Source organism: Flavobacterium sp. FlaQc-47, from assembly GCF_044006475.1.
In the GTDB taxonomy this organism is placed as follows: domain Bacteria; phylum Bacteroidota; class Bacteroidia; order Flavobacteriales; family Flavobacteriaceae; genus Flavobacterium.
The window spans coordinates 194,204-215,773 of sequence record NZ_JBIPCQ010000007.1; the positions used below are offsets into that span (position 1 = coordinate 194,204).

Annotated in this window: 23 protein-coding genes; 7 read left to right on the plus strand and 16 right to left on the minus strand. The window is 33.8% G+C overall.

Annotated elements, in window-relative coordinates; translation table 11 throughout:
* Window positions 1-262: 262 nt before the first annotated feature.
* The 3 genes from ACHRVX_RS20385 to ACHRVX_RS20395 form a co-directional block, all read right to left on the minus strand.
* Window positions 263-1,138, minus strand: a complete 876-nt coding sequence (locus ACHRVX_RS20385) for a hypothetical protein (protein WP_395335627.1) — start codon at window positions 1,136-1,138, stop codon at window positions 263-265.
* Window positions 1,135-3,021: a caspase family protein gene (locus tag ACHRVX_RS20390; protein ID WP_395335629.1), complete on the minus strand. Its 1,887-nt coding sequence runs from the start codon at window positions 3,019-3,021 to the stop codon at window positions 1,135-1,137. The genes ACHRVX_RS20385 and ACHRVX_RS20390 overlap by 4 nt, the downstream gene beginning before the upstream one ends.
* Window positions 3,022-3,765: 744 nt before the next feature.
* Window positions 3,766-4,191: a nuclear transport factor 2 family protein gene (locus tag ACHRVX_RS20395; RefSeq protein WP_395335631.1), complete on the minus strand. Its 426-nt coding sequence runs from the start codon at window positions 4,189-4,191 to the stop codon at window positions 3,766-3,768.
* Between the two features lie 118 nt (window positions 4,192-4,309).
* Here ACHRVX_RS20395 and ACHRVX_RS20400 point away from each other — a divergent pair, with 118 nt between their 5' ends.
* Window positions 4,310-4,669, plus strand: coding sequence for a winged helix-turn-helix transcriptional regulator (locus ACHRVX_RS20400; protein WP_395335633.1), 360 nt, complete (start codon window positions 4,310-4,312; stop codon window positions 4,667-4,669).
* Between the two features lie 502 nt (window positions 4,670-5,171).
* Complete coding sequence (locus ACHRVX_RS20405; RefSeq protein ID WP_395335635.1) at window positions 5,172-6,224, plus strand: DUF2971 domain-containing protein; 1,053 nt, start codon at window positions 5,172-5,174, stop codon at window positions 6,222-6,224.
* 397 nt (window positions 6,225-6,621) lie between these two features.
* Here the strand turns inward: ACHRVX_RS20405 and ACHRVX_RS20410 are convergent, their stop codons facing one another.
* Window positions 6,622-7,299 (minus strand): IS1 family transposase, encoded by a 678-nt coding sequence (locus tag ACHRVX_RS20410; protein WP_395335638.1) that lies wholly within the window; start codon window positions 7,297-7,299, stop codon window positions 6,622-6,624.
* 234 nt (window positions 7,300-7,533) lie between these two features.
* Here ACHRVX_RS20410 and ACHRVX_RS20415 point away from each other — a divergent pair, with 234 nt between their 5' ends.
* A complete protein-coding gene (locus ACHRVX_RS20415) occupies window positions 7,534-7,707 on the plus strand; it encodes a hypothetical protein (RefSeq protein ID WP_395335640.1) in 174 nt (57 codons plus the stop codon).
* A 35-nt stretch (window positions 7,708-7,742) separates the two neighbouring features.
* Here the strand turns inward: ACHRVX_RS20415 and ACHRVX_RS20420 are convergent, their stop codons facing one another.
* Together ACHRVX_RS20420 and ACHRVX_RS20425 are read right to left on the minus strand one after the other, a co-directional pair.
* Window positions 7,743-8,162 (minus strand): hypothetical protein, encoded by a 420-nt coding sequence (locus tag ACHRVX_RS20420; RefSeq protein WP_395335641.1) that lies wholly within the window; start codon window positions 8,160-8,162, stop codon window positions 7,743-7,745.
* 158 nt (window positions 8,163-8,320) lie between these two features.
* On the minus strand, window positions 8,321-8,488 hold the full coding sequence (locus tag ACHRVX_RS20425) for a hypothetical protein (protein ID WP_395335644.1): 168 nt from the start codon (window positions 8,486-8,488) through the stop codon (window positions 8,321-8,323).
* A gap of 970 nt (window positions 8,489-9,458) precedes the next feature.
* On the opposite strand from ACHRVX_RS20425, the gene ACHRVX_RS20430 reads away from it, so the two are divergent.
* The 3 genes from ACHRVX_RS20430 to ACHRVX_RS20440 all read left to right on the plus strand — a co-directional run bounded on the left by ACHRVX_RS20430 (window position 9,459) and on the right by ACHRVX_RS20440 (window position 11,376).
* Entirely contained in the window at window positions 9,459-9,860 is a 402-nt protein-coding gene (locus ACHRVX_RS20430; RefSeq protein WP_395335647.1) for a nuclear transport factor 2 family protein, read from the plus strand.
* A gap of 41 nt (window positions 9,861-9,901) precedes the next feature.
* The gene (locus ACHRVX_RS20435) at window positions 9,902-10,237 is read left to right on the plus strand and encodes a putative quinol monooxygenase (RefSeq protein WP_395335649.1); all 336 of its coding nucleotides are present in this window, start codon (window positions 9,902-9,904) and stop codon (window positions 10,235-10,237) included.
* Window positions 10,238-10,557: 320 nt separating this feature from the next.
* Window positions 10,558-11,376, plus strand: a complete 819-nt coding sequence (locus tag ACHRVX_RS20440; RefSeq protein WP_395335652.1) for an SDR family NAD(P)-dependent oxidoreductase — start codon at window positions 10,558-10,560, stop codon at window positions 11,374-11,376.
* A gap of 574 nt (window positions 11,377-11,950) precedes the next feature.
* Here ACHRVX_RS20440 and ACHRVX_RS20445 read toward each other — a convergent pair.
* The 6 genes from ACHRVX_RS20445 to ACHRVX_RS20470 all read right to left on the minus strand — a co-directional run bounded on the left by ACHRVX_RS20445 (window position 11,951) and on the right by ACHRVX_RS20470 (window position 16,377).
* On the minus strand, window positions 11,951-12,415 hold the full coding sequence (locus ACHRVX_RS20445; RefSeq protein WP_395335655.1) for a DinB family protein: 465 nt from the start codon (window positions 12,413-12,415) through the stop codon (window positions 11,951-11,953).
* A gap of 156 nt (window positions 12,416-12,571) precedes the next feature.
* Window positions 12,572-13,150 carry a Crp/Fnr family transcriptional regulator gene (locus ACHRVX_RS20450; RefSeq protein ID WP_395335658.1) on the minus strand — a complete coding sequence of 193 codons (579 nt, stop codon included), beginning with the start codon at window positions 13,148-13,150 and terminating at the stop codon, window positions 12,572-12,574.
* Window positions 13,151-13,793: 643 nt separating this feature from the next.
* Complete coding sequence (locus tag ACHRVX_RS20455; RefSeq protein ID WP_395335661.1) at window positions 13,794-14,177, minus strand: response regulator; 384 nt, start codon at window positions 14,175-14,177, stop codon at window positions 13,794-13,796.
* Window positions 14,178-14,233: 56 nt separating this feature from the next.
* Entirely contained in the window at window positions 14,234-14,608 is a 375-nt protein-coding gene (locus tag ACHRVX_RS20460; protein WP_395335664.1) for a hypothetical protein, read from the minus strand.
* A gap of 307 nt (window positions 14,609-14,915) precedes the next feature.
* Window positions 14,916-15,572, minus strand: coding sequence for a VOC family protein (locus ACHRVX_RS20465; protein WP_395335667.1), 657 nt, complete (start codon window positions 15,570-15,572; stop codon window positions 14,916-14,918).
* Window positions 15,573-15,588: 16 nt separating this feature from the next.
* Window positions 15,589-16,377, minus strand: coding sequence for an SDR family NAD(P)-dependent oxidoreductase (locus tag ACHRVX_RS20470; RefSeq protein WP_395335670.1), 789 nt, complete (start codon window positions 16,375-16,377; stop codon window positions 15,589-15,591).
* Between the two features lie 494 nt (window positions 16,378-16,871).
* On the opposite strand from ACHRVX_RS20470, the gene ACHRVX_RS20475 reads away from it, so the two are divergent.
* A complete protein-coding gene (locus ACHRVX_RS20475) occupies window positions 16,872-17,630 on the plus strand; it encodes a VOC family protein (RefSeq protein ID WP_395335672.1) in 759 nt (252 codons plus the stop codon).
* A gap of 170 nt (window positions 17,631-17,800) precedes the next feature.
* Here ACHRVX_RS20475 and ACHRVX_RS20480 read toward each other — a convergent pair whose 3' ends face one another.
* From ACHRVX_RS20480 to ACHRVX_RS20495, 4 genes are all read right to left on the minus strand, one after another.
* Window positions 17,801-18,229, minus strand: a complete 429-nt coding sequence (locus ACHRVX_RS20480; protein WP_395335674.1) for a winged helix-turn-helix transcriptional regulator — start codon at window positions 18,227-18,229, stop codon at window positions 17,801-17,803.
* Between the two features lie 336 nt (window positions 18,230-18,565).
* Complete coding sequence (locus ACHRVX_RS20485; RefSeq protein WP_395335676.1) at window positions 18,566-19,672, minus strand: alkene reductase; 1,107 nt, start codon at window positions 19,670-19,672, stop codon at window positions 18,566-18,568.
* Window positions 19,673-19,874: 202 nt separating this feature from the next.
* Window positions 19,875-20,324, minus strand: a complete 450-nt coding sequence (locus tag ACHRVX_RS20490) for a nuclear transport factor 2 family protein (RefSeq protein WP_395335678.1) — start codon at window positions 20,322-20,324, stop codon at window positions 19,875-19,877.
* A 53-nt stretch (window positions 20,325-20,377) separates the two neighbouring features.
* Window positions 20,378-20,956: a TetR/AcrR family transcriptional regulator gene (locus ACHRVX_RS20495; protein WP_395335680.1), complete on the minus strand. Its 579-nt coding sequence runs from the start codon at window positions 20,954-20,956 to the stop codon at window positions 20,378-20,380.
* Window positions 20,957-21,570: the final 614 nt, after the last annotated feature.

A 21,570-nucleotide genomic window follows, 5' to 3' on the forward strand; every position in this document is an offset into this window, starting at 1 on the left:
TGGCGGAATCATGGCACGGAATACTTTACAAATCCACATACATAACGAAATAAGGTTTTGCAAGTTTTTAGGTCCGGAACTTTAGAATCAACTGCCTAATGCAAAATTAACTGGCCTGCCGTCTTTGTCTTTAATTGTATTTCTATCAATTGCAACTTCTACAAATTTTGGTTATACTCTTGAGGCTGAGCGTAAACAACAAATTGAAATTCCTAAATGCTTTTTATTTCTGCAGCTATTCACTCCTTATTAGGATCAGGCTTTATTCGCCTGAGGATGTCAAATATTTATGTATTTCTCCAGCAACAGCAGCATCATTAAGATAGCCGATAATTCCATGTCGGTTCTTAGTTTGGTTATTTACATGATTAGAATTTACAATTGACGGCGAAATATTGAAATTCTTTTTATCCAAGGGATTCAAAGCGACAAAATCTCGTTCATCATATGCGTTATACCATCCGCCTGTTACTGATGATGGCATCCTTAGAGGCGTATCTAATTGCGCCTTAATGGATTTTAATCCTAGTGGCGAACCAATAGTAATGTATTTTTTAACATCACTACCTTTGAGTTCCCGAAGTACATTATACCCTACGACAGAACCCAATGAATGTCCCACTATAACAGTTGGTCCTTCTTTAATGGATGATAAAATAAATTCATTAATTTGTCTTCGTATTTCAGGTATTGTTAAGTATACAAATACATCATAAGTGAATTTTTCTAGAGAGGTATCACCAAAAGAGCTATACGCATCAAGAGCCCTTAATATCGCCTGTATCCATCCCCAATTTAATGGCCCCTTTTCTTGAATACTAATACTTGTCTCTTTTATTTTATGATCGTCAATTTTTGCATTTAAAGCAATCTCACTTAAAATATCAAAATAGAATGTCAGCTGTTTTTCCGCTATGCTTCCTTTTGCGATAACACCGGTTATCGAACCTGGATTAGTAACATCCTTGCTAAAAGAATCCAAAAGATCTCCGTAGAAAGGAAATACAATATTGACATCTTCAGGAAGCTCTAATGAGTTTTTTGCTAATCCTATCTTTAAGGTGTCAATCCACTCTTTTTTTAATTTCGAAGGATCTTTTCCTTGCTGGTCCCTGCCGTGTATTAAAATTAGGTTCATATGTGTATATCTTTAAATGTTTCTCTTATTAACGCAGCCCCTTTAGGGGTAAAAGTGGTCCATAGCCCAGGTACACGAAATTTGAAAACTTCCATGAGTAATGGGTCATAATGATCCGGATTAATGGACATATAAGACCAGCCCTGATTAAGCATGGGGCAAAATGGTGCAGCAGCATTTATTATTTGCGGATCAGGCTCTTTCGCAGACAGCTCATTAAGCATAGCAACATCAAAAAGTACCGGCTGAGGCTCTCGCTGCATATGTTCATATATCGAAAGGACATCCTTAAATTTACCCGCCTGACTATAGGCGTAAGCAGCATAGAGTCCCAGAGTCGGATCAAGACTTTTCTCACGTCTCAAATAACTAGCTGATTGGCTGAGTTCCTCAATATTTTCCGAAATCTTAAAAATACCATCTTTGGACTTTACCGCTATTAGAGCCCTTCTTGCCTCGATTTCCGGATTCGTCTCGGTAAACCCGTTTAATGACTGAAAACCTATAAATGATCTGCTATAGTTGACAGTTAAAATTTCTCCCTTGTCAAAAACGACTGTTCCTATAAAACCAGGAAGTATAGCCAAAGGTATAATACCTCCCGCCGGCAGATCTAAAAAGAATGTCTTATATCTATTGTGGCTGTATATTCTAATTTGTACAGCGCCATTTTCTTTGAAAATATTTACATCTCCCTCGAAACTTTTATTTACATAAGGTATTCCGACAATTGTAAATCCGGTTTCGATTTGTTTGCTTGTCTTATCTAAGGCCTGCAAAATAGGCTTAACAGATTCTTTTTCGTAATCTTCAAAAGGGGATTCTGGTTCCTCAAGAGGTTCAGTTTCATGCGAATTTTTAGAACCTGCCTCTGTTTTAAAAGGTCGATCGAACATAGCATCTAGAAAATCACGGTCTGGCCCTATAGCTTGCCCATATCTCTCAATCAAATCTGGGATTTTCACATTTCCAGCCTTCATTTCTTCAAGCGAAGTACTATTTCCATCCTTCGTTTCTTCAACTAAGGTGTTTCCAATGTTTGTAATAAGCGAAAGATAGCAAGGTGTTCGTGAAGTAATTTCAGCTTTTGGCCTTTGGGATAGGGATACATCAAACTTACCAGCAGCAATTGGTACGGCATCTTTTAGGTATTCCGATAATTCATAGGCTGTAACAATCTTGTAATTTTTGTCGAGCCCATTATGATTTTTATTTAGTCCAGTAGCAAAATCAGTAAGTATGTTAGGAATCTCGCCGTTAAGTCCCTTTAAAAGCTCTATAGTATAAAGACCATTGTAGTTCTTTGCAGCTGCATCTTCTGCAGCCTCAAAAGCTGGGTTTCCCGGACTCGTGGCGTATAACATATCGACATTGACATCGGTATTATTTGGGACAATATTTGGAAATATAACAGAACCAAACACTTCAGAAACAAGAGGGTTGTTAGGCAGTGAGCGGCATGCATCAGAAATAATGACAACATTAGGAATACCGCACCTGGTGGAAAGCAATCTTGAAGGCTGAACATTTACCGCTTCATTGATGTCTTCTGGAGCTTCAGATAAAAGCCACTGCTCATCACTTGCACTTTTAAGAATACCATGCCCAGAATAGTAAACAATCAGCTGGTCATAAATCTTTTCATTGACAAAATCCGAAATTGCTTTTTTAATCATCTTCACAGTAACTGCACTTTCTTTATCAGTAATAAGACAGTTTTCTATACCTTGAGAATCAGCCCATTCCTTGACTTTCTCTGCTCCTTTAACAGCCGCAGAAAGAACAGGTAGGCTTCCGGTTTTATTAACACCAATTATCACAGCGCATTTTCTTAATCTCGGCTGCATTGAAAAAAAAGAAATGGAATCTTCAGGACATGTCATATACTAGCAGAAATAAGATGAATTGTTCTCTTTTTTATATTAAAACAACATATAGATTTTAAAAATCACAATAAATCCTAATGCTGAAAATTTTTAAGATTTATAATCATCTATATGTACTAACCTAGTAAATATATTTCGATTTCCTTATAAAAAAACAAGTATAAATACCCTTTTTTAATTTCATAGGATATAATAAAAATAAAAAATGACAAACAGAAAAACTTTCATATAAGTTTTCAAAAAATAAATAACTATCAAATTTTATTCATCGTTAACTTTATAAGTTTCCGTATCTACCTTTTTTGCAACAAAAATTAAGGCGGTTTTTAAAAGATATTTCATCTGTCTAAGTTATATGGCAAAATCATGGCACAAGACAAAATGGAATGGATATCATTTTGCCACAAAAAGTTAAGGTTGTTTTTAAAGATATCTCACCCATATAAGTTTTGTGGCAGAATCGTGGCGCAGTCTATTTTGAAAAACTAGAAGTTCAGCAAAATCAAGACCTACCGAGTTTAGGTTCGAAACTTTTAGAATACGATTTTATTTTAGTTATTTTTTCTAATTAACAGGTTCGAGTCGTGTTGCCACTATAACGACAAAAACTTCAGAGAAATCTTGAGCTATCTTTCTATTATCTCATTGCTCATGTGTTTAAAAGCAATATTTCATGATATATAAAAAAGACACTTACAATAATGTAAATGTCTTTTTTTATTATAACTATCAGGTCAATTGTTATACAAAAGCATCTAAGATCCAAGCTGGATTCCAATACTCCTTAAAATTAGCGATCTTATTACCGCTCATTGTTATACGGGCGATGAACAATTGATTGTATTCTTTGCCAGTTGAAGTAACCACAGCGCTTCCCTGAAACTCAACAAAAAAAACATCAGGGTTGTAAGTTGCACTGAAGTTAAAATCAGTGAAGTTCCAATTGGTAGCTCCTTTGACTACATTTTCTATGTACGCTGCAATTTCCTCACGGCCTTCTATTTTTGTAGCAAAAGGCGCGGGCGCATATGGATATTCTTGTACGGCATCTTCTGTAAACAAATTAGCATAGTCTTGTTTACTCATGCCGTCTGTAAACATCGAAAGATGCTTATGGAATACGTTCTCTGCATTGATCTTGTTCTCTTCATTAATGATTGCTGTCATATCATTTTGTATTTAATAGATTATAAATTATACTCGATTTTCTATTGGCAAAGCTACTGGGAAATTCACTAATTTTGTACTGAGTTACATTTAGGATACCGGTAACAAAAAGAATATCATGGCAAAAAAGAATCACTGTTTAATACCTGCAACAGATCGGGAATGTAAAATTGCTATACTCACGCTTCAGGATACATTACATGTAGTAGGCGGAAAATGGAAACTTGTTCTCATTTCTATATTGAGAGGAGGAAAACTAAAATTCAGGGAACTATCGAGAGAAGCTGGAATATCTTCACGGATATTATCCAAAGAATTAAAAGAAATGGAAATGAATGGTCTAGTTAAACGTACTGTATGCGATACAAGCCCAATAACGGTTGAGTATGAGCTGACACCTTACAGTGATACACTATCTGAATTGATCACCGTCATGCATTCCTGGGGCAAGCAGCATCGTGAAAAAATTACAGGATAAATTTGATAATAGTTATAGATTTATAAAGTTGTAACAAGTATTAAATTTCACTGGAGCTGCCTTCAAATTTGCCACAAAAAGTTAACGCTAATTTTTACAGTTTTTTTGTCAATCTAAGTTTTGTAGCAAAATCATGGCACTACGTATTCTGAACAATTAATAGCTCAGCAAAATCAAAGTTTAAGCAGTTTAGGTTCGAAACTATTATAATAAACACTGTTTTTATTTTAGTTATTTTATTTTGCAAAAAGGTTCGAGTCCCTTTCCCGTTCATTTAGTTGCTTCAAATTAATTAACCAAACAGAAACTTATTTTATTTTCCCATCAACAAATGAGTAATTAATTTACAAAATAAGAATATATTGTTTTTCATAACTACTTAATATTTATAATTTAGTTTTTTGCGGTTATTTAAATGCATATAATTACCTATTTCAAAAAATTTAATTATTAAGAATTCATTGTAAATAAATTTAGCATAAATTAGTTGATAAAAAAACTAATGGCAAAACTAAAATTTGGTAATTTAACCTACATCAGCGAAAAACCATACGAACTAAATAAAGGTATTAGAATAGAGTACGAAACACCTATTCCGGTAGAACTCCATAAATTTTATTCTCCAAGCAATTACAGTTTTCAAGCTATTACGGAAAGTAAATTTTACTGTTCGCATCCATATCAATTTAACGATATAACTGACAGTAATCCGCTATCTTTTAATTTCGATAATCTAAGTTTTGAAGATTACAAACCTCTTTTTCAAAACGAATTGAATGATGAAGAATTAAAAGAACTATATGTTAAAGATAAAGAAACGAAATTTTCAGCTTTCAGAAATCTTCATTTTTCTCTAATAACTCAAAAGTTAGGAACAATCTGTTTGACATCTGACGAAATGAATAATTTGATGTGGGGACATTATTCTTCAGACTCAGGATTTAGAATTAAATTTGATACTCAAAAATTATTAGAATCTATTAATAATATAAACGATCTAAACTGTCTTATTTTTCCAATTAATTATATAGAAGATAAACTTCATATCGATGTCAACAAACTTGGTTTTCATCTTCCTTTGTTAGTTGATATCTCAACAAAAATTAAACATTGGCAATATGAAAATGAATGGCGAATTGTAATTTCAAAAAATGATATGAATGTACCTCATTCTCTGATTACGCCACATCTAATTGACTATACAGGGAAAGATGATCGATTTATTAAATATGATCCAGAAAGTATATTAGAAATCGTATTTGGCATGAACTTTTTCAATGGTACTAATGTAGAAAGCATACAATCAATCAGCAATACTGAAAATCATATAACAATAAAAAACAAAAATCTATCAGATTTTTTAGATTTTGTGAGTGATAATTTACAAGAAAAAATGGTACATGCTGGATTGTTTATTGATGATAAAGAATCTTATTTTGAGGGAACTGCTCCAATTAAAAGAAGTATTGAGAAAATTGAAATTAAAAAAATAGACAAAAATATTTTTTCACTTATAAGGACTAATCCAGGTGTCATTAGGACTAATTTTAATTAGTTCTAAAAACATCAACATGTAAAACATCAACATGTAAAACATCAAAAGCAAAATATGGAAGCTAGATTTTTTCATCTTGATAATCACTCTTAAATAAAAATTAGATAATGTATATCTCCAAAAATTTGAATAAAATTATTCATCCAAAGCATTCAGATTTATCATCACAATATGTTTAATTTGTTCAAATCATACAAAAAATGGTTCGAAAATTGTCCCGTTAGGGCTACAAGATTAAAGCAAAAGCCTGAAAATCAAGATTTTTAAGGCTTTTTTGTCGTTTGATAAATTCCACTTCAATTTCTTAAAAAATCTAAACGCCCTGTATTTTCAAGGAAAAATGTTTCAAGTCTCGTTAGGGTAAATTATTCAACAAGATATTTATCTATTTAAACAATCAAGTCCAAAAATAAATTTTCAAAACAGCAGTAAAAATGACTAAACTTTTACTGAAGCAGATTGTCCTGCGGTTGAGTCGTTTCAGATGAATTCTGAGTGTCAAATTCTTCCTTTCAATATGGTTTGTCCCGAAACGTTTTACCGAATGCAGTTTCTCGTCAATCAAATATCTATAGTTTTTTAATCTGTCCGTAATTATCTTTTTAGCATCAGATAATTTCAAAGTTTCCAGAACACGGTTAAGCGTTTTATTGCTTCGTTTCCCAACATTAAAACTCACAACTGTTTTAGAATTCTTTTCCAAGGTATAAACCAGCCAGATATAATTTTTCTTATGTCTGATATAAGTGCACAGCTCATCGACTTCATAAGTTTTGCCTTTGCTGATAATTGGTTTGGAAATATTTCTGGCAATTAAAACGATTCTTTTCAATAATGTCGTGGCTGATATTTTCAGTATTCTTGCCGTGCTTCTTATACCTAATCCCTCTTTAGTTAATTGAATAATATTCTGGTTTATCTCTTCCTTATAAGCCAGATATGCATAATTTTCAACTCTGGTTTTCCCGCATGTTCTGCAAATATATCTTTGATTGCCAGACTTTGTCTTTCCATACTTTATCATCTTTCGAATATCATCAACACATCTATAACACCTAGTCTGGTTTGAGCTCATTTTTTTCGATTTAAGGGATTATAAAATAAAAAAACAGCCCGAAGGCTGTTTTAATTTTTATGCGATATTAATATAAATCATTGATAATCTGTAAATGTTTTATGCAATAATTAACCACCAACACATCTGATACATTACCGCAAAATGATATTTTTAATTTACCGCTGTGGTAAATTTTAGACTACAGAATAAATCGCATAGCCGCATTCAGGAATGCAAATATAATGCTTATTAATGAGGAAAAAACACAGTAAAAAAAAGATTCTTTTTTTACAATTTCCTCAATTGAACGATTTACCCGAAATTGCAGTATTGACGCACCTTAATACAAAATCCTCTTCTGTTTGGCTTGCTGTTAGTATGGCACATGCCGTATTTGATAATGTTTTGAAAGTACAGTTTAGATAACTCAATACTTTGTTAAAATCCTAAAACGCCACATTTTACTTTTTTAGTTTAATTAATATAATACCAAACAATTGCGCGTAATTTCCATACAATGCCCCATAAAGAGCAGACTTTTTATAGGTCAGCTCGTCGATTTTATCCAGCGATATACTTTTTAATTCGCTGATTTTCACAATCTTATTCTCCAAAGTGCTATCTCCAGAGTCAATTAACACATAATAGTCTCCTTTTTTGACCGCTGGGAGGGTTTGGTTAAACAATTTACTGGAATTGATATAAAGGGACTCAACAAAACTTTGGAGATCCACATTTTCTTTTTTGACACGCTCCCTTGACGTCTCATCCAGTAGAAGTTTAATCGAGACTTGCTCTTTATAAATATTAGATTGACAAAAAGCCGATAAACTGGAGATGAACGATATAAACAGTGCTAATATTATTTTATACGATTTCATATTTTCATGTTTTAATTATAATAAATTTTTACTTAGGACATTTCTAACAATGACCCGACCCACCAGAACTAGAAGCTGATCTACCACCGCCAGTGCCCGGATCCGGTGATTTAAGATGATCATGCATCCCTAGAAAAGCGTTGTAATTGCTTCTGGAATTACCTGGTAAGGTTCAGTAACCATATGTCCATAATATCTGTAATGTCAAAGGCAATACCATTTTCAATTTTGGGCTTTATGTCATAAGCTGTTACCTCATGGTTTATATCGTATCGATCCATCTGACCGTTATTGAGAATAACTCCCCATGTTCGAGCGGTTAGCATGTTCCAGCTCATGTATAAATACTGGTAAATACTCCCCCCTTGTATACTTTCTATGCAGATTAGATACTCACCTGTTGCGCTGTCATCTGAAGGCACCATTTGCTTTGTCTGATTGCCCCATTTTGATGAACTGCTAATTTTCAAAAAGGAAAATTCTTTTACAAAAATGAAATAGCATTGCTCTAGAACAAAACTAGGTGTAAATCTTTTAAATGCAAATAAAAAATTGGTTAAAACTCAAAATATATCTTTTTTAAGCAATGAAATTTCTTATCAAGATAGAATGTATAAATATCATGTATACATTACAGTTTTAAAGGCCGCTGTTCTGGACTTATCGCAATTTCTTTGTCTTTTTTCCAATAGTAGACTGCTCTACTTCTTTTTTTTCTTTTCAAATATTTTTAGCTAAAATTTCTGGAGTGAAATTATCAATGATGCCATAAATACTTTAAATTACTTATAGTGTCCTGCCCTTATCTAGGACAAAATTTTCTCAAAATCACAAAATACATTCGAGCAGTTCACCAAAAATATATCGTTACCTTAATCTAAAAGATTTATAGAAAGTGAATCTTTAAAAGTAATTTAAGATATTTAAAAATCCCAAAGACTGCCACGTTCCTTCAATCGGCAAAATGTCCCGTCGTACCACAACTGATATCTTGCAGCCTTCTTACTGGGAACTCATAGGGAGAGAAACTTCAAAGTTTAACAAATGGATTACAAATGCCACCTGTGAGCAGACCCTGGTCAAATTGTTAGTTGATTAATTTCTTATCAAAAATCAATTATTTTCTTAATAAATGTCAAGATGAAACTGTGGAATGAATCCTAGTTTTGTAAAAGGCAGAAGTAAAATTAATTACCGGATAACGCTCATACTTTAAATCAGATTGATTTAATTTTTTGAAATAGCAATAAAACAGCAGCATGTAAAAATCTTATCCGGCCTTAACAAAATATAAAAATGAAAAAATCAAACAACAGTTCTCTTGTCCTGCAGTATCTGGCAACTGCAACAAAAAACATTGACCAGTCGCTAGATCTGCTCCACCAAGATATTATCATCGAGTACCCCTATGCAGAGTCAGCAGGATTACCGATAAAAATTCAGGGGGAAAATATTATCAAAGATTCAATTGGAGAATTTCTTGCTCAGGTACCGGGCCTTGAATTTAAAAACCCAATGATCTATGAGACCACCGATCCAGACATTTTATTTGCCACATATGAGGCTGAAGTAAAAGTCACTGCCACGGGAAAAATATACAGACAAAAATATATTTCCAATTTCGGCTTCAACGATGGAAAAATAATCTATATGGCTGAATACTACGATCCGGCGAAACTTAAAGAGGCCTTCACATAGATCGCTTCCCATTTAAATAAATTAATTTTAATTATAACATTATGAAGAAAAAAGCAAAATTTGTGGTAAATACTTTTTATAAAATCCATCCTGAGGACGTTCAGATATTTACTGATTACGTGAAACCGCACCTGGAAAAAACACGCGCACTGGAAGGCTGTGTTTTTTATACTTTTTCATTTGATATGCTTGACCCGACCATTATCAACCTTGCAGAAGGCTGGGCAGATCAAGAAACAATAGACATCCATCTTGCCAGCGAGAATTTCCAGACAGCCTTAAAAGGCGTACTGGATAACGTCCGTATTTTAGACAGACACGGCTTGATCTATACCATATCAGGTGAAGATGAAATTATTCCTGAGGTTGCTGATTAAATGAGTAGGAGCATTTGTATGCTTCAAATCTGATTTATAAAAGTCATCTCCGCGATAAATTTCAATGGTATGAAATGTTGATATAATTTTTCACGATGATCCATAGTATAATTAAGCTGTTTTAGATCTCATACAAAACACGATCTAAAACAGCTTTCTTAATGGAACTTTTCTTTTACACTTATTTCTGACCCAATTTGACCGGGCTTTTAAGTTGAATTTTCAAGTGTCATGCAAGACCTTTTCTGTCTTGATTGCTATTGGAAAAAGCATGCGCATATCCAATTGGAGTGCTTAAGGTAAAACAATAAAAAGAGCACATGATAAATTTTCATTTAAACTGCGTTCTTTCAAATAATTATTTAAAAAATGAAAAAATGAAACTGAAAAACAAAATTGCCGTAATCACCGGAGCAGCATCAGGAATTGGCAAAGCTCAAGCTGTATTATTTGCAAGTGAAGGAGCTGAAGTCATAGCAATAGATTCAAATATTGATGCTGTAAAGGATGTCATTCTGGAAATCCATAACTCCAAAGGACTGGGATACGCCCTTCAGCTTGACGTTACAGATGAAAAAGCTGTAAAAGAAACCATATCCAATATTATCCAAAAACATAACCGAATTGATATTTTGTGTAATACAGCAGGTGTATTTGATGGATTTGCAAAATCTTTGGACACTCCTTTAACGTTATGGGATAAATTAATGAATGTTAATGCAAGAGCTGTTTTTATCCTCTGTAATAGCGTGCTTCCCCACATGATTGAGAAAAAACAAGGAAGTATTGTCAATATGGCATCTATTGGATCATACGCTGCCGGAGCAGGTGGTGTTGCTTACACCTCTTCAAAGCATGCAGTACTTGGACTTACAAAACAGCTTACAATGGATTATGCGGGTTATGGGATCAGAGTAAATGCCGTGGCGCCAGGCCTAATCGAAACTCCACTTAACAGGGATTTTTTTCAAACTGAGGGATCTGGCATTAAGGAAGTAATTGCTACAATTCCGGTACATAGAGCCGGCCAAGCAGATGAAGTTGCAAAAGTCTCCCTTTTCTTGGCCTCCGACGATGCTTCCTATATTTACGGAACTGCAATTATTGTAGATGGAGGTGTCACAGCTACTTTAACCTAGGCACTTGTATATCTTTTATCGCTTATTTAAAAATAATATCAAATATGTGTTAATAAAAAATTCTCCTTGGGACCTTTTGGTCTGGATTAATTCAGACCAGAAGTGTTTTAAGAGCCGCATTGAAGTATTCACCAGACCAGATCAAATTAAAATATATTCATCTTGTACTAAATGTATTAATTGTCTGAATCCTTTTCTCAAAAGACTTTATGATCTGTAGATTTAAAAAAAAATCGCAATAATATTGTTAAGGGCTTAGCAACAGGACATTTTCATTTTATAAAATACATCCTAATATATTTAAATTTTGAAATTGTTCTAATGAACAAAAGTAACTTCAATATTATTATATCTTTGATACCTGGTGTTTCAAAATGTGCATACCTATGTTTAGCACTTTCTACTCTTTCATAAAGCAATAGCCCAAAAAACATAAAAAAGAAATTTTACAAATACTTAAAAAAAAGAAATTTTATAAAATTTGGCGTCCATAGGTTTGTGGCAAAATCGTCGGACAGGATAGTTTTGAAAATTTGAACCCAAAACTATAGGGTCCACTATTTACTGTATTTCATTAAAGAAGAAAAGCAAGCTGTCCCAGGTGATAACACTGATGATTTATAATAGTTAGCATCGTTTTTAATTGGTGACAAAATTTATCGCTCTCGATAATCCCTTGCTCTTCATTTATCGAGGCAAATTTCAAATTCAGGTATTCATTTAAGGCAAACCAATGCGATTTTAACTCTTTGACGGTTGGAAAATTTTGAGCGCATTTGTCAGGACAGCACAGGAAAATTTTCTCATACTCGGGATACAATTTTTCTCCAAAATCAAAAAGAGGCAGCAAAAGATCATTACTTGCAATTAGATGTCCCAACAGATAAAGTCCGCTGTTTCTGCCAAAAGCAACATCTTTTGTTAAATCCTCATCATCAAGCTTTCGAACAAGGTCGCTAATCTTTCTGTTCTGTAAGAGCCATGCCTGATAAATAATGCTCCTTTCCATATACACCCCAGATGTTTTTGTCGTTTCCATCAAATTATAGTACTAGTAAAATTGTTACAGCTCTGATATAAAATAGTATACAAAAATAATTTCAATGACGCTTTAAACAATTGATATAAAATAAAAAATCACTTGATATATATCAAGGGTTTAAATTTGAATTTCTTTTCAATCTAAAGTTTCACATTATTTTTTTGAACTCTGTTTTCTTATTCTACTGAGTGTTTCGGGTGTTATTCCCAAAAAGGAAGCAATCATGTGCTGGGGAACCCTAAGTGCAATCTGTGGCAGTTTTTCTATAAAGCGAAAATATTTTTCTTCTGCATTAAGACTGATACTGTTATTGATACGATCTTGGCTTGCGACCAAACTTCGCTCAAAAATCAAATTTACCAAATCCTGAAATTGCGGAATGCTTTTCATCAATCGGGCAAAATTTTCTTTGTTGATTAACAGTAAAATACTATCTTCTATGGCATCAATATTAAAGCGGGATGGCGTGCCATCTAATAGACTTTCCCTGTCTCCGGTCCAATAATTTTCAATAGCAAAATTAAGAACATGCTCCACTGACTTGTCATCTACACTATAGGTTCTCAAACATCCTTGGGTTATAAAGGCGTTATAACGCCAAATATCCCCTTCTTGCAGCAGATATTGATTTCTTCTAAGTTTTCGCACCACGCAGACCTCCCTGATCATTTTTAGTTCCTGATCACTGAGTTCTATTTTACTTTGCAAGTATTGAGCAAAAATCTCAAACATATAAATATTAATTAATACAGGTTAATTACCAGTGTAAATGTAAACTAATTACCAAATAATTTACTTATAAAAATAGGATGCAAAATTGAAGTAATGATACATATAAACTTAGTCTCCAAAACTAAAGACCTTAAGAACCCTATCATTAGTAAATCCTGAATCATTTAAATCTTATTTATTTGATTTTGATGCTTAATATTAAATCGGGGACCTTTGGGCGTGAGATATAAACTGGAAATTTATAACTGTTGAGCTGCTGTTCATTTATTGATAAAAACAAGAACTAGATTATAAGATTCAGAAACTTTAACAATTCTTTGCCATGGGCTCTGTCTTAAAAAAAACTGAATTTATAGACCACATATCCTTCATTATCCTCTCTCCATTTAAAAAATGTATAATTATTATCCTAAAATTTAATGACAATTAATTTTTAATACATTTTATTTATATGCTAATACAGCAATTTGAGAATTTGAGAATACACCATTGACCAAAGTAAAATAGTAATTTATAGAAAGAGGATGCAACTAGAATTACAAATTCTAACCACGATAATTAAAATTATGATATGTTGGTAGGGACATTATACTATTAAAATAAATTATAGGTTTCAATAATAAATTTTTAAAGCTATTTCCAGCTACGCTTTTAAGATAGCTTTAAGAATAGTTATTAATTCATTAAAACTATTTGGCTTGCTAATATATTGTCTAATTTGATTATTCTCCAGCAAATCAATTACAAATTCCCCGGGAGGCGATGAAATCAATATTACAGGAATGGAACAAAGATTACTTTCACATTTCAACCTGCATAAAAATTCCCTCCCATTTAAGTAAGGCATATTGAAATCAAGCAAAATGAGGTCTGGGAGTTTTTCTGCAAACTTTAAATTTTCCAGTGCCACTAATGGGTTATGCTCATGTTGGATAATAATGGATTCTTTTACTGCATTGACTGCTTCAATAAATATGTAGGCATCATCGGTATCATCATCGATCAATAAAATATTTCTGTATTTCATCCTGGCCTATTTTAGTATTGCTTATAATTCTTTAATCCGTTTTGTTATATTTTCACTTACCTTTTATAGATCGTACGGGCAGCCTTCGCATCATTTGTGAGAATTGTCAAATTGTGATTGTCAATATTCTCAATTATATAGGTAGTCCCTTCAAAACTTAAAAGTTCATGTTCCAGATGATCAACATAGCCGATACCTTTTTCAACTTGATATGGATTATTTCTGATTTCTACAGTATTCTTATAGGTGATAACTCTGCCTTGTGAAGTAAAAACCACTTCCTTATTAAACCCAATCGTTTTTGGATTTGATACATATGGATTATCTGTTCCTCCAACTGACTTTTCCCAAATCCATCTATTGAGTAAATAGCATGGGTGTACAGTCATTGCTTCAATAGAAAAAGCTAACGAGAAGAGGCAGTATGCCAAAATAAGTGTAAAAGGTCTTAACATCTTTTTTTATAATTTATTCTTTAATTTAATCTTAAAAAGTTTTTAAACATTTACTGACAACAAATAAGATACAGCTTATAAATCCGGATCTTATCTTCTTATCACAATGATGTCGGAATGTAACTTTTCCTGCTTTGATCTATTTAAACTAGTGCTTTTAATAGAACTTCAAAATTAGAGTTAAGCATTAATTTATAATTAATTAATGCTTAACTCATGAATAAAATTTCATTAAAACTTCAAAAAATCTATTAATCTTTAATCTTATAAGTAATAGCCTATTTTATTTATCAGATTTCCCACCTTTCCATCGACGAAGCTTGGTTTCATTTTCATATGGCATTTTATCAGGATATGTCAGAAATTCAACTGATGTTCCCCAGGGAGTAATACCGTAAACGAAAAAATTATGTTCTCCCATTTCTTCAGGAAAAAGCATAGGGTTAGGTTTTGAGAGTATCTTTCCGCCCGCTTTTACAAATCTCTCAACCGATGCTGAAATACTATCGGTGTAAATAGCAAAATGTTGCAAACCAATATCACTGGATTTGATGGCATCTCGTTGTCCTTCTGTATGAACTTCAAACAATTCAATGTTGGGTCCTTTACCAATTTTAATCATTCGAACGGCAAATATTTTTGTCCCAAGTGCTACATTTAAGGTGCTTTCTACTCCGCTTAAATCTATTGGGGCATCTTTTTTACTGTGTGATTCGTAAATTACCACTGCGCCAAAAGCTTCCTTTAGAAATAGAGTTGCCGAATCAATATCAGGGACATTAATACCTATATGGTCTATGGCAATCTCGGCTGAAACCCTAGCCTTTTCTTTTGTTTGTTCTATCATTTGAATTTGCTTTTTTTTATTTCCGGATTTATCGTCCCTACAGGAACTACAAGCGATAATGGACAGAACGGTCAAAGTAAATATAACTTTCATAAAAATCTTTTTTAAATTATATTTGAGCAGATCCGCCGTCCACAAAAATTTCACCGCCAGTCATGTAACTACTATCATCAGAGGCAAGGAACAATGCCACCGCGGCAATTTCACTAGGATCTCCCACTCGTCCAAGGGGTGATAAATCTTCAAATTGCTTTAAAGCTTCCTCTTTGAATCCTGAAGACTCAAGTACATTGAGTAGCCCAGGAGTGCTTGTAGCCCCGGGGGACAGCACATTTACACGAATCCCTGATCCTTTTAAATCTACAGCCCAGCTTCTTGCCAGATTGCGAACGGCGGCCTTGGTAGCACCATACACACTAAATGCAGGATTACCTTCACTTCCGGTTGTTGAACCGGTCAAAATAATTGAACTTCCTTTTGTTAATAATGGCAGGGCTTTTTGAACAGTAAATAAAGTGCCTCTTACATTTACGTCAAATGCATAATTGAATCCTTCCTCAGTAATACTTCCAAGGGGTTCCAAAGTACCAACACCTGCATTGGCAAATACGATATCGATATGCCTGAAGGTTGATTTAATTACCGCATAAATATGATCCAAATCCCCCAGTTTAGAAACATCCCCTACAATGGCTGTAACATTATGACCAATTAAAGCGACTGCCTCATTTAGTTCTTTCTCTCTTCGGCCTGTAATAAAAACATGAGCTCCCTCAGCGACAAATCTTTTGGCGGTGGCCAGACCAATACCACTATTTCCACCGGTAATAAGAGCGACTTTTCCCTCCAGCCTACGATTTGTACTAGGATTTGATAATTTATTTGTTGTGTTTTCCATAATTTTAAATTTTTAATAACTAAAGTACTTGCAAAATGCAAGTACAAAAATATATAAAACCCATATGCAAAAAGTTAAAATTTTGTTAGAATAATTTTTAAATAAAAAACAAGATTTTAATCCAAGACATTCATTACTAGAATTTGTTTTTAAAGTTACCGCTTGTGAGTTGTTAATGATGCGCTAAAAAATATTTACCAATCAATCTGATAAAAAAAACTTTCAAAAGTACTTGTATATTGCAATAACTTATATAAATTTGCACTTGCAAAACACAAGTGCTTTATAATTTAATTGATATATGCATATTTCCGTTTTTGTTGCCAATAACTTAAATTATGAATAAACAAAGATCATTTATCTGGGGATTAACAGCTCTTCTGCTACTGTTAAACAATAATATACAGGCCCAAAAAAATAGTACAATTATGAAAGATAACATCCCAAACAAAGCTGGACTAGAATCCTTTTCTTTATTTAACGTCGCATTTACTGTGGCTGACCTTGACAAATCTATAGATTGGTATAGTACTGTATTTGGCTTTAAGCTTTTAAGCAGGTCAACTTTCAAAATTCCCGCAGGGGATGCAGAGGCTGCAATCATAGAAGGTAATGGCTTAAAGCTTGAACTTCTTCACGTGCCCGACGGTCAAAGAATTGAAGCACTTTTTGCTGCCCCGCCAGCGCATTTAGTTCCAATTGGAAATAAAAGTATCGTATTACAAGTAGATGATCTTGCGCAAGCCTCAAAAGAACTGGAAGCAAAGGGCGTCGAATTTGTGTGGCGCGAACAGAACCTTATTGAAGGTGGAATGCTTTGCTCGATGATTAAGGATATTGATGGAAATAAAATTAATATATTTCAAACCAACACTACTTTTGGAGTAAATGTTACACCTGCGCAGATAGCAGATTCATCAATTTTGACCAACGCTCACATCGCAATTTGGAGCGAGTACGATAGCCAAAAAAGAAAACTGCTAATAGATAAAGTATATAGTACCGATTTCAGGCTTACCGATCCAAATGGTATTGTCGTTGGAAGGGTTGCCCTTAACGAATTTATTGATAATTTACTTGCCAAATATCCAGGCTATCATTTCACTATTGACGGATCTGTAGAAACGCATCACAATATAATTAAATTCAATTGGAACTTTGGAACAAAAGACAATCCCAAGAGAATTACAGGAACTGACATTCTAGTTACCCAAAATGGAGTAATTGATTCGTTATTGGTTTTCATACAATAAAATCAAAAGCCTATCGATCTAAAGTTGTAATAAGGCGCTAGAGACCCATAATAATCTACTGGTTGCTGTTCCACCATTTGACCCCTCTATAAAAAGATTGCCCTGCCAACAATTCGGTGTTAGAAGGGCAATTTTTAAATTATATCTGTACTTCAAGCCTTAGACAAAGACTACTCCGCTTTGGAATTCTCCAGCTTTTGTTGCAGCATGTCCGTATATCTTTCTATTACTTCGGTCTTACTATTTTTCAATTCCTCGGAGACAGCTGTAGGAAGCCCTTCAGGATGATGTTTTGTTCCCCATATTATCATCTCAGCAATAATAGGCAAAAGCTCAATTGCTTTTTGGGTAAGGGTGTAAATAAATTTAGATTTATTTACAGGAGATTCTTTTTTAGATACAAAACACTGAGATTCTAAAAATTTTAATCTATCAGCTAACATATTGGTCGAGATCTTTTCTGGGGAGTTCATAAACTCCAAATAAGATGACTTTCCTGCAAAAATCATATCTCTTAAAATTAAAATGGTCCATCTATCTCCAAATATATCCAGTGAATATCCTACCGGACATGTAGACCTTGTTTTTATCGTTGCCATGTCAATATCTAATTATTATTTGCAAGCGTTTTTTGTAATCCACTTTCAACTTGCAAGTACAAAATTAATTAAAAAAAATTGCCTCATCAAGATATATGTACTCTATTGTCCTTTAACAAAGAATTTAATACTGAATTTGACAAAAGACATTAGTTTTTTTACAGATCATATGAAATTATAAATTTATTTTACGGGCATTATTCATAATTGACCACTCTGGTTTTATTGGACATCTGCAACTTCTTAACTTCACTATTAATTCGAAAGTATTAAAATAGAATACCCAGCTCTTCTAAGAACTATAAACCGTATTTTATTCACTGATTTATATTTTGATTATCGGACAGGATAATCAATGTAACCCTTAGTGCCACCTTGGTAGAAAGTATCAGTATCGGGGCTGCTCAGAGCTATATCATCTTTGAACCTTTCCACCAAATTGGGATTAGCGATAAAGGGAACGCCAAATGATACCAGATCGGCAACATCCTGATTCAGAACTACCTGAGCACTTGTCTTATCAAAACCACCGTTTATTATAATACTGCCTCTAAAAATCTTACGATATTTACCAGTTGTTTCAATTATTTCGTCTGTAGGGTTCGGATAATTATTTTGGTTAAGACTGCCAATACCGGTAAGATGCAGGTAGGCCAGATCATAATTATTTAATTTTGATATAATCACGTCAAAGGTATGCTTGAGGGCATCGTCAAGTTCAATACCCGCTCCACTCCAAAGTGGGCTAAGGCGAATACCTGTTTTTTCCGAACCGATAGCACCGGCAATTTTATCAAGTGTTTCAAAAAGGAAACGTGTTTTATTTTCAGTGCTTCCCCCATATTGATCTTCACGCTCGTTGGAACTGTCAGCAAAAAACTGGTGAAACAAATAGCTATTTGCTGCATGTATTTCAACTCCGTCAAACCCGGCTTCAATTGCATTTAATGCGGCGCTTTTAAAGTTGTCTTCAATTTGTATAATTTCCTGAACTGACAATGCTCGCGGTGTAACGGTATTTTGTATGCCCGTTGGTGTAAAAGCCCAATGTTTGGGATTAATTGCAGAGGGCGCTTCGGGGAAATTGCCATCTAAAAGGTCCGGATGCGAGATACGGCCGACGTGCCATAGCTGTGCAAAAATTTTTCCTCCACTTTGGTGAACCCTATCTGTAATCTTTTTCCATTGTGCTATTTGCTGCTGATTGTATAACCCCGGAATATTAACGGACCCTATGGCTTTACTGCTCACCGCGATTCCCTCTGAAATGATCAGTCCTGCAGTAGCTCTCTGCTGATAATAGGTTCCTTCGATATCAAAATGAGGTAAGTGAGTCTGATGGTCCGCTCTGCCTCTTGTCATCGGTGCCATTATTATTTTGTTGTTCAATTTTGTTTTTCCAATTATGAAAGGTTCGAACAAATTATTATTTGTTATGCTCATTGCTTTTTTACTTTTTTTATTTATTAATACTTATACAATCTGAACCAATCGGTTCAGATTAATTTAAATTTTTTTGAACTCATTCACTGGGTTAGTGAACCTTAACCTGAAGCAGAAAAACCAGACAATGGATTGGCAATTAAAACCATTGTTGGTGCTTCTTCCGCACAGGTAAGTCAATTAACAATTTTAATTATGATAACTACTCTGCAAATAATGCCTTAACCCGATCTTGATCAGCAGAAATAAAATCCGGATCTACATAAACATGTAACCTTGTGATAAGCTCTCCTTTGAACTCAAATACATTACAAAACAGTCCCTGGGAAATCTTGCCATCAGGCCATTTTGTTCCATCAGTCATCTCACCTTGTTCACTCCCTTCCACAACTACAAAATTTCCCTGCACAATATGTCTTAGTTGGGGAATATCGTGCTTGATACTTTTTAAATATTTCCCGAAAAGTTCTCCGAATTTACCCCACTCCTCTTTACCTTTTCTTATTCCCGACTTAGGGAAGAAAAATTGCACATCATCTGACATTAGGTCCAAAACCGTAGGATCCCAATTATCTATCTTTTCAAAATAAACATTTGTGATTGCGATTCTTTTCCCTGCTAATGACTCTTCTGTTGCTACTTGTTGTTCCATCTTTAAAATATTTATTTTGAACCAATCGGTTCAGATTTAGTGAAAAAAAAATTTTATGCCTTCAGGTATGCTTTTAACTCTGCTGCCATACCTTTTACAAGTTCTTTGCTTCCATATATCACAAAGGACTGGCGCATTCCAGCAAATGCATTAAAAATAAAATGTGCCATATTGCGGGAATCCCGAACTGCTGCTATGTCACCCTGACTTTGGGCTTCCTTAATAAAAGATTGTATAAGACTGATTGTTTTATCATGACCGGTCTTTATGACGGCTCTTATTTCCTTATCATCTGAAGCCAGTTCGAAGGAGGTTTTGATACCCATGCAGGAATAAGCTCTTTCAGTGGTAGTTTTAAAAATCCCGTCAATTATATTTTCCAGGTTTTTAATTGGTTTGGCCTGATCATCAATGGAAGAAGCATAATCCTGCTCAACAAGCTTGCCGTAATGCTTCAGACATGCTTTAAAAAGGCTATACTTATCTCCAAAACTGTTGTACAGGCTACTTTTATTGATCGCCATGGCCTCGGTAAGATCGGATAAAGAACTAGCGGTATAGCCTTTGCTCCAAAACACGTTCATGGCCTTTTCCAATTTTTCTTCAGGTATGAATGCAATACTTCTTGACATAGGGCAAAGATATATATAAATTCTGAACCGATTGGTTCAGATTAACATTTATTTATTAAATTCGTAAATTCTTTAATAAAATAATCCGTGACTAAATTTCGAAATATTTAAAATTACCATAGAAATCCTAAGTGAGAGCCGATCATCATCCACAAAGCAAATTCAATTGCAGTTGTCCTTTGATATTTCATTAAGTACAGGAGCTATAAAAAAACAGCCCAAAATAAAAAGTAAGAAAACAATAAATAGCGCTGTACTTATGAAGTACATGCAGGACTATTTCAAATTAGTGCTGATTTTTTCTCCAATCCTTGGTCTATTAATTGTTTTTTAATTTTAAATTAATGCGTGCTCCTATTTTTGCGCTACTTATTAACTATTTAAACCAATTTTAAAAAAATCATGAAAAAACAAATCCTAAGTAATCTTCACTATCCTATCTGGTAGTTGTAGCTTCAAAAAATTAAATGCACTCAATTAGTTCACAAATGACCCGCTGTAATAATCTATGGATTGGAATGTTGGATATCGAAGTACATTTTTAAAAACACAGAGCATAGCCAAATAAAATCAATCTAAGTTTATATATTGATTGTAGCTTTTTATACATATTC

Bases quoted from the DNA above. Each gene is read 5' to 3' on its own strand.
- ACHRVX_RS20430 (WP_395335647.1), top strand. From the start codon at position 9,459: ATGAAAAAATCAAACAACAGTTCTCTTGTCCTGCAGTATCTGGCAACT.
- ACHRVX_RS20470 (WP_395335670.1), bottom strand. From the start codon at position 16,377: ATGGAAAACACAACAAATAAATTATCAAATCCTAGTACAAATCGTAGG.
- ACHRVX_RS20400 (WP_395335633.1), top strand. From the start codon at position 4,310: ATGGCAAAAAAGAATCACTGTTTAATACCTGCAACAGATCGGGAATGT.
- ACHRVX_RS20490 (WP_395335678.1), bottom strand. From the start codon at position 20,324: ATGGAACAACAAGTAGCAACAGAAGAGTCATTAGCAGGGAAAAGAATC.
- ACHRVX_RS20385 (WP_395335627.1), bottom strand. From the start codon at position 1,138: ATGAACCTAATTTTAATACACGGCAGGGACCAGCAAGGAAAAGATCCT.
- ACHRVX_RS20410 (WP_395335638.1), bottom strand. From the start codon at position 7,299: ATGAGCTCAAACCAGACTAGGTGTTATAGATGTGTTGATGATATTCGA.
- ACHRVX_RS20480 (WP_395335674.1), bottom strand. From the start codon at position 18,229: ATGGCAACGATAAAAACAAGGTCTACATGTCCGGTAGGATATTCACTG.
- ACHRVX_RS20450 (WP_395335658.1), bottom strand. From the start codon at position 13,150: ATGTTTGAGATTTTTGCTCAATACTTGCAAAGTAAAATAGAACTCAGT.
- ACHRVX_RS20425 (WP_395335644.1), bottom strand. From the start codon at position 8,488: ATGCTAACCGCTCGAACATGGGGAGTTATTCTCAATAACGGTCAGATG.
- ACHRVX_RS20395 (WP_395335631.1), bottom strand. From the start codon at position 4,191: ATGACAGCAATCATTAATGAAGAGAACAAGATCAATGCAGAGAACGTA.
- ACHRVX_RS20390 (WP_395335629.1), bottom strand. From the start codon at position 3,021: ATGACATGTCCTGAAGATTCCATTTCTTTTTTTTCAATGCAGCCGAGA.
- ACHRVX_RS20415 (WP_395335640.1), top strand. From the start codon at position 7,534: ATGAGGAAAAAACACAGTAAAAAAAAGATTCTTTTTTTACAATTTCCT.
- ACHRVX_RS20465 (WP_395335667.1), bottom strand. From the start codon at position 15,572: ATGAAAGTTATATTTACTTTGACCGTTCTGTCCATTATCGCTTGTAGT.
- ACHRVX_RS20440 (WP_395335652.1), top strand. From the start codon at position 10,558: ATGATAAATTTTCATTTAAACTGCGTTCTTTCAAATAATTATTTAAAA.
- ACHRVX_RS20445 (WP_395335655.1), bottom strand. From the start codon at position 12,415: ATGGAAACGACAAAAACATCTGGGGTGTATATGGAAAGGAGCATTATT.
- ACHRVX_RS20495 (WP_395335680.1), bottom strand. From the start codon at position 20,956: ATGTCAAGAAGTATTGCATTCATACCTGAAGAAAAATTGGAAAAGGCC.
- ACHRVX_RS20435 (WP_395335649.1), top strand. From the start codon at position 9,902: ATGAAGAAAAAAGCAAAATTTGTGGTAAATACTTTTTATAAAATCCAT.
- ACHRVX_RS20455 (WP_395335661.1), bottom strand. From the start codon at position 14,177: ATGAAATACAGAAATATTTTATTGATCGATGATGATACCGATGATGCC.
- ACHRVX_RS20485 (WP_395335676.1), bottom strand. From the start codon at position 19,672: ATGAGCATAACAAATAATAATTTGTTCGAACCTTTCATAATTGGAAAA.
- ACHRVX_RS20420 (WP_395335641.1), bottom strand. From the start codon at position 8,162: ATGAAATCGTATAAAATAATATTAGCACTGTTTATATCGTTCATCTCC.
- ACHRVX_RS20405 (WP_395335635.1), top strand. From the start codon at position 5,172: ATGGCAAAACTAAAATTTGGTAATTTAACCTACATCAGCGAAAAACCA.